General features: G+C 66.9%; 8 protein-coding genes and 1 tRNA gene. 5 read left to right on the top strand and 4 right to left on the bottom strand.

The genetic code is table 11. The features are described 5' to 3' along the window. Nucleotides 1-608: 608 nt before the first annotated feature. Nucleotides 609-2,432, top strand: coding sequence for a CASTOR/POLLUX-related putative ion channel (locus tag ABT061_RS47110; protein ID WP_350930235.1), 1,824 nt, complete (start codon nucleotides 609-611; stop codon nucleotides 2,430-2,432). 166 nt (nucleotides 2,433-2,598) lie between these two features. Here ABT061_RS47110 and ABT061_RS47105 read toward each other — a convergent pair whose 3' ends face one another. Then, on the bottom strand, nucleotides 2,599-2,817 hold the full coding sequence (locus ABT061_RS47105) for a hypothetical protein (RefSeq protein ID WP_350930234.1): 219 nt from the start codon (nucleotides 2,815-2,817) through the stop codon (nucleotides 2,599-2,601). 82 nt (nucleotides 2,818-2,899) lie between these two features. Between ABT061_RS47105 and ABT061_RS47100 the strand changes: the two genes are divergently transcribed. The 3 genes from ABT061_RS47100 to ABT061_RS47090 are packed head-to-tail and all read left to right on the top strand — an operon-like array spanning nucleotide 2,900 to nucleotide 4,637. Beyond that, nucleotides 2,900-3,163, top strand: a complete 264-nt coding sequence (locus ABT061_RS47100) for a hypothetical protein (protein WP_350930233.1) — start codon at nucleotides 2,900-2,902, stop codon at nucleotides 3,161-3,163. A 14-nt stretch (nucleotides 3,164-3,177) separates the two neighbouring features. Further along, complete coding sequence (locus ABT061_RS47095; protein WP_350930232.1) at nucleotides 3,178-3,828, top strand: acyl-CoA dehydrogenase family protein; 651 nt, start codon at nucleotides 3,178-3,180, stop codon at nucleotides 3,826-3,828. Next, entirely contained in the window at nucleotides 3,825-4,637 is an 813-nt protein-coding gene (locus ABT061_RS47090; protein WP_350930231.1) for an enoyl-CoA hydratase-related protein, read from the top strand. The genes ABT061_RS47095 and ABT061_RS47090 overlap by 4 nt, the downstream gene beginning before the upstream one ends. 374 nt (nucleotides 4,638-5,011) lie before the next feature. Here the strand turns inward: ABT061_RS47090 and ABT061_RS47085 are convergent, their stop codons facing one another. From ABT061_RS47085 to ABT061_RS47075, 3 genes are all read right to left on the bottom strand, one after another. Next, entirely contained in the window at nucleotides 5,012-5,260 is a 249-nt protein-coding gene (locus ABT061_RS47085) for a DNA-directed RNA polymerase subunit alpha C-terminal domain-containing protein (RefSeq protein ID WP_350930230.1), read from the bottom strand. A 213-nt stretch (nucleotides 5,261-5,473) separates the two neighbouring features. Then, nucleotides 5,474-5,803, bottom strand: a complete 330-nt coding sequence (locus ABT061_RS47080; protein WP_350930229.1) for a PASTA domain-containing protein — start codon at nucleotides 5,801-5,803, stop codon at nucleotides 5,474-5,476. 535 nt (nucleotides 5,804-6,338) lie between these two features. Continuing rightward, a tRNA-Leu gene (locus ABT061_RS47075) sits at nucleotides 6,339-6,427 on the bottom strand. A gap of 165 nt (nucleotides 6,428-6,592) precedes the next feature. On the opposite strand from ABT061_RS47075, the gene ABT061_RS47070 reads away from it, so the two are divergent. Continuing rightward, on the top strand, nucleotides 6,593-7,900 hold the full coding sequence (locus ABT061_RS47070; RefSeq protein ID WP_350930228.1) for a M20/M25/M40 family metallo-hydrolase: 1,308 nt from the start codon (nucleotides 6,593-6,595) through the stop codon (nucleotides 7,898-7,900). Nucleotides 7,901-8,006 lie beyond the last annotated feature (106 nt).

Here is an 8,006-nt window from a genome sequence, read left to right as displayed (position 1 = left end):
GAAACGCTCATATGGGAGCGCTCCCATGTTTGGCCTGTTTCGTGCGCGTGTACAGGACGTTTCCCCAGGCCGTACCGCTGACCTGCTCCTGGGCATGAAGAATTCAGCGGAGGTATGAAAATTTCAGTGACGCAGGTCGCCCTCATGCGCAGGAACGCCGCATTGAGGGGCTGAGACCATTCCGGATGGTGGAATCTGCGGTCGTTGACCACCCGGCCGGCTGAAGCGCCGTGTACTCGTCGAGCACGGCCCTGGCGTGTTGTCCGGGTGGCGGGGACGGACGCCCCGCAGTCGGGTGCGAAGCCGGGGTGGTCGCTCGTCGTGAAATGGGGTGAAGCGGCAGGTGAGGTGAGGAGGCTTTATCACCGCCAAAGGGTGCATTTCAGGTTGGGAACAGGACGCCTTGCCTGCGGAGATACCCAGCCTGAGGCAAGTGAAGAGCTGACGGCGAAAGAGGACAAACCCTCATATAAGGGGGTTTCTGTAGTGAAGATTCACTAGCCGGGACGGCCGCTGATACGGTCCTTTCCGTTCTTAAGTCAACACTGGAGGGGGCAGGGGTGCGGGCGAGGTTTCGGGGCCGGCTGCGATATTGGTTCGACAGTACGATGGATCGGGGCACCCCGGCTCTGATCGGCTGGCTCACCCTGGCATCACTGCTCTTGATCATCGTAGTCACAGGGGCCGTGCTGCTGCTGGCACGCGATGACGCCATCTCCAACGGCGGTTGGCTCGGCATCACCTGGATGACCCTGATGCGCGCGATCGATCCAGGGACGATGGGTGGAGACACCGGCAGCGCGATGTTCCTGATGCTCATGCTGACGGTCACGATCGGCGGGGTTTTCATTGTCAGCTCATTGATCGGTGTGCTCACCACGGGCCTGGAGAACCGGATCACCGAGTTGCGCAAGGGGCGCTCCCGCGTGATCGAGCGTGGCCATACCGTGCTGCTCGGCTGGTCGGACCAGGTGTTCACGGTCGTGGCGGAGCTGGCCAAGGCCAACCAAAGTCAGCGGCGCTCGTGTGTGGTGATCCTCGCCGACCATGACAAGGTCGACATGGATGAGCAGATCCGCGCTCAGATCGGCGACACAGGGCGCACGCGGGTCATTTGCCGCTCCGGCAATCCCCTCAATCGAAACGATCTGGAGTTGGTGAGCCCGGAAACCGCGCGAGCGATCATGGTCTTGTCGCCCCCCGGCGACGATTCCGACATCAATGTGATCAAGTCTCTGCTGCTGCTGAGCAACCGATCCTGGCCTCACGGACGGCCGCATATGGTCGCCGCCGTCCAGGACTCGGAGAATCTCGCGGCCGCCAAGCTTGCCGCCGGCCCCGAGGCCCAGGTCATCGACGCCGACGACATCGCCGTCCGGCTTGTCGTGCAGTCCCACCGGCAGGCGGGTCTGTCCACCGTGTGCGCCGATCTGCTCGACTTCGCCGGCAATGAGTTCTACATACGCGCCGAGCCCGCGTTGATCGGAAAGACCTACGGCGAGACGCTTGATGCCTACCGACTCGGCAGTCCGGTTGGCATTCTGCGCGGTGACGGAGATGTGCTGATCAACCCGTCCATGAGTACTCCAGTCGGCGATCAAGACCAGATGATTATGATCGCCGAGGACGACCTGCTCATCCAGTTGGCCGATACGCCGGTCCCTATCGCGGAGTCCGCGATCGCCATGGTTCCCGCTCGCACCCCGGAACCCGATCGAACTCTGTTCATCGGCTGGAATTCCCGTGCCCCGAAGATCATCGATCTACTGGATCGCCTGGTCGAGCCCGGGTCCACTCTCGACATCGCCGCGCCCACACGGCCCACCGTACTCCTCACGGAAGGCCGTACCAACCTGGTGATCGGCTACAAACCCTGCGAACTGACGAGTAGGCGATCGCTGGAAACGCTTGATCTGGGCAGCTATGAGCACATCGTGGTGCTGTCAGATGACAGCACCGATCCCGGGAACGCCGATGACCGCACCCTGGTGACTTTGCTGCATCTGCGAGACATCGAGGTGCAACTCGGAGACCCCTATTCGATCGTGACCGAGATGAACGACGACGGCAACAGGGAAGTCGCCCAGGTCACCAAGGCTGACGACTTCATCGTCAGCACCAAGCTCATCAGCCTACTGCTCACCCAGATGGCGGAGAACAAGCACCTTAATGCGGTGTTCACCCATCTTTTCGAGCCGGACGGATCTGAGATTTATCTCAAGCCATCCTCTGACTATCTCATTCCAGGGAAAGAAGCGAACTTCGCTACGGTTGTCGAGGCCGCACGGCGGCGCGGCGAAACCGCAATCGGCTACCGTCTCAAGCGTCATGGTGAGGAGGCGCCTTCCTATGGGGTGCTTCTTAACCCGCCCAAATCCGACCCTCTGACGCTCGCCCAGGACGACAGCGTGATCGTCCTGGCGGAGAACTGAATCGTCCCGGGCTTTGATGTGCCCCCGGTTCCGTGGAGTCGCTCTGGTTGACTGCCGCGCCTCTGCCCCCCTTTCAGAAGGAGATATCCCGCTGAGTTCCGCCGGAAGGTCCTGGACCTGTTGAAGGCCGGTCGTACCGTGCGAGAGATCGCATTCGACCCACAGATCAGCCGGCCAGACGATCTGCAACCGGCGTGAACAGGACCTGATCGATTCCGGCCAGAAGCCCGGCGTGACCTCCTCCGACAACGCGGAGCCGGTCGCGGCGCCGGAGACCGAACCGGCCGTCCCCTGACGTATCGGCGAGCTGCCCAAGCAGGCGGTCGTCCCCAAAAGACGGTTCGCGGCCATCGCCGTGATGACCGGTGAAGGCCTGCCGGGTCATGGACGTCTCCGAATCGGGCTTCCACGCCTGGCGCAACCGGCCGCCACCGGTCCGGGCCGTCCGGCATGTCTGACTGACCGGCATGATCCGCCAGGTCCACAGTGCCTCTCACGGCGTCCACGGTGGCTGCCGGGTTCACGCCGAGCCGCCCCTGGACCGCCGGCATCGGCGGCCCTGGTCTGCCGTCCCGGCGCTGCTCACCTGCCAGCACCTGCACGGCGGCACCGGCCTCGACATCGACCGCCCGCTGCACCGGTACGTCACCGGCGGGCTCGCCCTCGGCCAGTTCCTGGGCGGCACCGAGGCCTGCCTGGACGCGGCGGCCGGCTCCGCCCGGGTCAGCTGAGAGAGGACACCAGCGTGTACATCGACCTGACCCCCGAGGAGCGCGAGCTCCAGCGGGAGGCGGACACCTACTTCGCCGGCGTGGTGACCGAGCAGGAGCGCGCCCAGCTGCACGAGGACGAGTTCGGCCCCGCGTACCGGGCGGTGTCCCGGCGGCTGGGCCGCGGCGGCTGGCTCGGCCTGGGCTGGCCGGAGGAGCACGGCGGCCGGGGTCTCGGCCCGATGGCCGACCAGATCGTGGTCAGCACCGCCTTCCGGTACGAGGTCCCCTACCCACTGGTCACCGTCTACTCGGTCGGCCCGGCACTTCAGGAGTTCGGCACCCCGGAGCAGCAGCGGGAGTTCCTGCCGCGCATCCTCGCCGGCGACCTGCAGGTCTCCATCGGCTACAGCGAGCCCGGCTCCGGCACCGGCACGCTGGGCGCCGCCGACGCCTCGGTGAACAAGCTGTACAACTCTGAGCGGCTGGTCGAGGCCGGCGCCCGGATCGCACAGCTGGTGCAGCGGTACGGCGACCCCGCCGACGAGCTGACCGCCGCCGTGCTGCGCGACACCGACCACGCGTTCAAGACCGAGCTGAAGCTGCCGGTCGGCGGCGGCGTCAGCGAGATCCAGCGCGAGCTGATCGCCACCGTGGGCCTGGGCCTGCCCAGGGCGCCCCGATGAGCGCCCCCGGGACTCCCGGCGTCGCCGGGACGGGTGAGACCGGCGCCGGACCCGCGCTGGTCGGGTACGACGCGGACCGCGAGCGCGGTGTCGCGGTGCTGACCCTGGACTCGGTCGCCAACCGCAACGCGCTGTCCCGCCCGCTGCTGGACCAGCTGACCGCACTGCTGCGGCGGGCCGCGGCCGACGACGCCGTCCGAGTCGTCGTGCTGCGCGCCAACGGCCCCTCGTTCTGCTCCGGCGCCGACCTCGCGGCGGTGCGCTCCGGCGCGATGACCCCGATCGTCGAGGGTGTCGTCGAGGTGCAGCGCCTCGTCGTGACCATGCCCAAGCCGGTGGTGGCGCGGGTGCACGGCACGGTCCGGGCCGGCGGCCTGGGCCTGGTCGCCGCCGCCGACGTCGCCGTCGGGTCGCTGGAGAGCAGCTACGCCCTCACCGAGGTCCGCCTTGGACTGGCCGCCGCCGCGGTCAGCCTCACCGTGCTGCCCCGGCTCGGTGACCGGGCCGCCGCCGACTACCTGCTGACCGGCCTGGTCTTCGGCGGAGCCGAGGCCGAGCGGGCCGGGCTGCTGACCCGCGCCGTGCCCGAGGCCGAGCTGGACACCGCGGTCGACGCGTACCTGGAGGACCTGCTGCTGGGCAGCCCACAGGGCCTGCGCGAGGCCAAGGCGCTGCTCACCGCCCCGATGCGCGCCCGGATGGACGAGTTCGGCCAGGAGATGGTCGACCTGTCCGCGCGGCTGTTCGCCTCCCCCGAGGCCAGACGCGCGACCGAGGCCCTGCTGTCCCGGACCCGGCGCCCCCGCTGAGCCCTCCGCCTCCTGAGGAGTCACCGATACGCGCAGTTCCTGACCACGCCGGACGACGGCCGGGCCGCCACACAGCTGGTACTGGTAATTCACCGTGACGCGGTCTTGAGTTCCGCCGCCCGCGGGATAGGTGCCTCCGTGCAGGGTGTGCTTGACGGTGATCGTGCCCTTGGGTCCAGGCCGTTGAAGCTGTGGACCCACAGTCCCAGGCTGCTGCTGAGGTCGAATGGGCCTGTGCACTTGTAGTCGGTGGTGGTGTCCGGCTGCTGGTAGCAGAAGTCGACCGTTGGCCGCGCCCAGCTCAGGATCCATGCCGCCCATGCTCGCGCGGTTGGGTGATCACGCGCCGGCAGTCAGCGGGTGCCCTCGCTACTTCAGTGTGGTGAGGCAGGGGGCTGTTGCAGGGACAGGCCAATAGCGGCGAGCTTTCGTTTGACTTCCTCGACATACATGAGGTTGTTGCGATCGATCGCTAGCAGGTCCTGCTCTCCGTGAGCGATCAGTTCGCCGTAGGTGTTGATGCCCGCACGCTTAAGGGGGGCGTACGCCCGAACCGTGAGGCCGAGTTCCTCAAGGGGCAACCTGGCGTAGTTGTCGTGCGGCTGTGACTCTGCGGGCGTCATAGGTCTTCTCTGCGCTCGTAGCTACTCCGCGGTGGAGGAGCGTAGGTAACGCATTATGCGGCTCATGTTCGCGCTCCGGGGTGATCGTCCGCAGGGGGTTGCGGTGGCCTGTACTGCGGGGCCGGACTGGCGGGGCGCTCATCGCCCCTGCGAGGGGTCCGGACACGATGATGCCCCCACCCCGAAGGGCAGGGGCGCCGCGCACTACTCGTCTTACTCGCCGATCTTCTTCGCGTACAAGGTGATCAGTGTGTCGACCGTCACCTTCCGTCCGGCGGCCGGCGTCTGCTTGGTCACCACCCAGTTGCGGTCGTACACCTGGAAGCGGTTCTGCCCGGTGGCGTCCTTGTCGTTCAGAATGTAGAACCCCGCGGCCTGCATGGTGTCCTGCCCCTCCTGCAGGTTCATCCCGACAACGTCCGGCAGGACCTTCTTCTCCGCCACCTCTTCCTTCTCCTCGGCCGGAGTGGGATCGGGTTCCTTGTCATCCTTCTCGATCGGCTTAGGGCTCTTCTCCACAGGTGCCGGCGCGGTGACGGTCACGACAGGTGCCGCAGTGTCCGCACCCGCCCCGCACCCGGCGAGAGCGGCAACGACTGCAGCGACGACGATCGAGCGGGCGATTCTCATGCGAGCGCTCCTGTGCTGTGGCGGACGGGTAGGTGAGGACGGTTGAAAGGGGCCGCGGGTTGGCCAGTGAACGTCGTTCTGTTGGTGTGCCAGGTACGACGACACCCCCTCACCACGAAAGGGCAGGGGCGCCGGCCGAAGCCGCTACCGCGCGACCCTGCCGAGAGCCGCCTCGAACTCTTCAGCCTGCTCATGCCACGCTTCTGCTCGCCAAGGGTGTACCGATCAAGGTCGTGTCTGAGCGGCTCGGCCACGCGGGCGCGGTCGTGACCCTCGGGGTCTACGCCCACGTGCTTCCTGGCAATCAGCGGGATGCCGCAGACACGTTCGCGACCCTGGTGTCAGGGGTCTAAAGCCATGATCAGTATCAGCGGCGGTATCACAAGCAGAATCGAGGCCGAAATGACAAAGTCCCGAACCTGTGACCTGCACAGTTTCGGGACCCATCTGGTGTCCGAGGGGGGACTTGAACCCCCATGCCCCGCAAAGGGCACTAGCACCTCAAGCTAGCGCGTCTGCCTATTCCGCCACCCGGACGTGGTGCCTGCACGCGGGACCGTCATCCCGCGTCGGCGGACTTAGGTTAGCAAACTCTTGAGCTTGCGTCATATCGGTAGGAGGGCGGGTGCGGACGGGGTGCCGGGAAGGAGGGTACGGCGGGAGGATGGGGGGTGGAAGCCGTACCGAACCCAAGGAGTCCACATGGCCACGCTCAACGGTGAGGATGAGGTCGTCGGGCTGTGCCGCGACCTGATCAGGATCGACTCGACCAACGCGGGTGACAATTCGGGGCCCGGGGAGCGGGCCGCCGCCGAGTACGTGGCCGAGAAACTGGCCGAGGTCGGGCTGGAGCCGCAGATCCTGGAGTCGGACAGGGGGCGGGCCAACGTGATCGCCCGCATCGCGGGGGAGGACTCCTCGCGGGACGCGCTGCTGCTGCACGGACATCTGGACGTCGTGCCCTTCAACGCCGCCGACTGGGCCCACCACCCGCTCAGTGGTGAGATCGCGGACGGCTGCGTCTGGGGGCGCGGCGCGGTCGACATGAAGGACATGGACGCGATGATCCTCGCGGTCGTACGACAGCGGCTCAGCGAGGGGCGTCGCCCGCCGAGGGACGTGGTGCTGGCCTTCACCGCCGACGAGGAGGCCGGGGGCCACTACGGCGCGCAGTGGCTGGTCTCGGAGCACAAGGACCTGTTCGACGGGTGCTCCGAGGCGATCGGCGAGGTGGGCGGGTTCAGCGTCTCCATCGACGAGGCGCGCAGGCTCTATCTGATCGAGGCGGCCGAGAAGGGCATCGCCTGGATGCGCCTGACCGCCACCGGCCGGGCCGGGCACGGCTCGATGCTCAACGCGGAGAACGCGGTCACCGAGCTGGCCGAGGCGGTGGGCCGCATCGGCCGGTACGAGTGGCCGGTCCGGATGACACAGACGGTGAGGACGTTCCTGGAGGAGACCTCCAGGGCGCTGGAGCTGGAGCTTGACCTGGACGACGCGGAGAAGACCGTCGCCAAGCTGGGGCCGCTGGCGCGGATGATCGGCGCCACGCTGCGCAACACCACCAACCCCACGATGCTGGAGGCCGGCTACAAGGCCAATGTGATCCCCCAGGCCGCTACCGCGCACGTGGACGGCCGCTTCCTGCCCGGATATGAGGACGAGTTCTTCCAGACCGTCGACGAACTGCTCGGCCCCAATGTGACCAGGGAGTTCATCTACCACGACATCGCCATCGAGACCGGTTTCGACGGGCCGCTGGTGCGTGCGATGGCCGACGCCCTCCTCGCCGAGGACCCGGGCGCGCTGGCCGTGCCGTACACGCTGTCGGGGGGTACGGACCTGAAGGCGTTCGGCCGGATGGGAATCCGGGGGTTCGGGTTCGCGCCGCTGAAGCTCCCCGCCGACCTGGACTTTTCCGGGATGTTCCATGGGGTGGACGAGAGGGTTCCGGTGGATTCGTTGCGGTTCGGGGTCCGGGTTCTTGACCGATTCCTGGACGGCTGCTGATCCGTTCTCGGGAAACCCGTTGCGTTGACTCCATGTAGTGCTAACGTGACTCTCCGTTGAAGGGTGGCTCGTGTCCAAGCGGGCCTGTCCAGGAGCTTTGGGAGGC

This window comes from Streptosporangium sp. NPDC002544, assembly GCF_040295965.1.
Lineage (GTDB): Bacteria > Actinomycetota > Actinomycetes > Streptosporangiales > Streptosporangiaceae > Streptosporangium.
The sequence above is the reverse complement of the archived record's forward strand: the minus strand, read 5'-3'. Positions and strand labels throughout refer to the sequence as shown.

What these genes read in the sequence shown, in the direction of transcription:
- ABT061_RS47085 (WP_350930230.1), bottom strand. Translation starts at nt 5,260, where the DNA reads ATGACGCCCGCAGAGTCACAGCCGCACGACAACTACGCCAGGTTGCCC.
- ABT061_RS47090 (WP_350930231.1), top strand. Translation starts at nt 3,825, where the DNA reads ATGAGCGCCCCCGGGACTCCCGGCGTCGCCGGGACGGGTGAGACCGGC.
- ABT061_RS47110 (WP_350930235.1), top strand. Translation starts at nt 609, where the DNA reads ATGGATCGGGGCACCCCGGCTCTGATCGGCTGGCTCACCCTGGCATCA.
- ABT061_RS47070 (WP_350930228.1), top strand. Translation starts at nt 6,593, where the DNA reads ATGGCCACGCTCAACGGTGAGGATGAGGTCGTCGGGCTGTGCCGCGAC.
- ABT061_RS47105 (WP_350930234.1), bottom strand. Translation starts at nt 2,817, where the DNA reads ATGACCCGGCAGGCCTTCACCGGTCATCACGGCGATGGCCGCGAACCG.
- ABT061_RS47100 (WP_350930233.1), top strand. Translation starts at nt 2,900, where the DNA reads ATGATCCGCCAGGTCCACAGTGCCTCTCACGGCGTCCACGGTGGCTGC.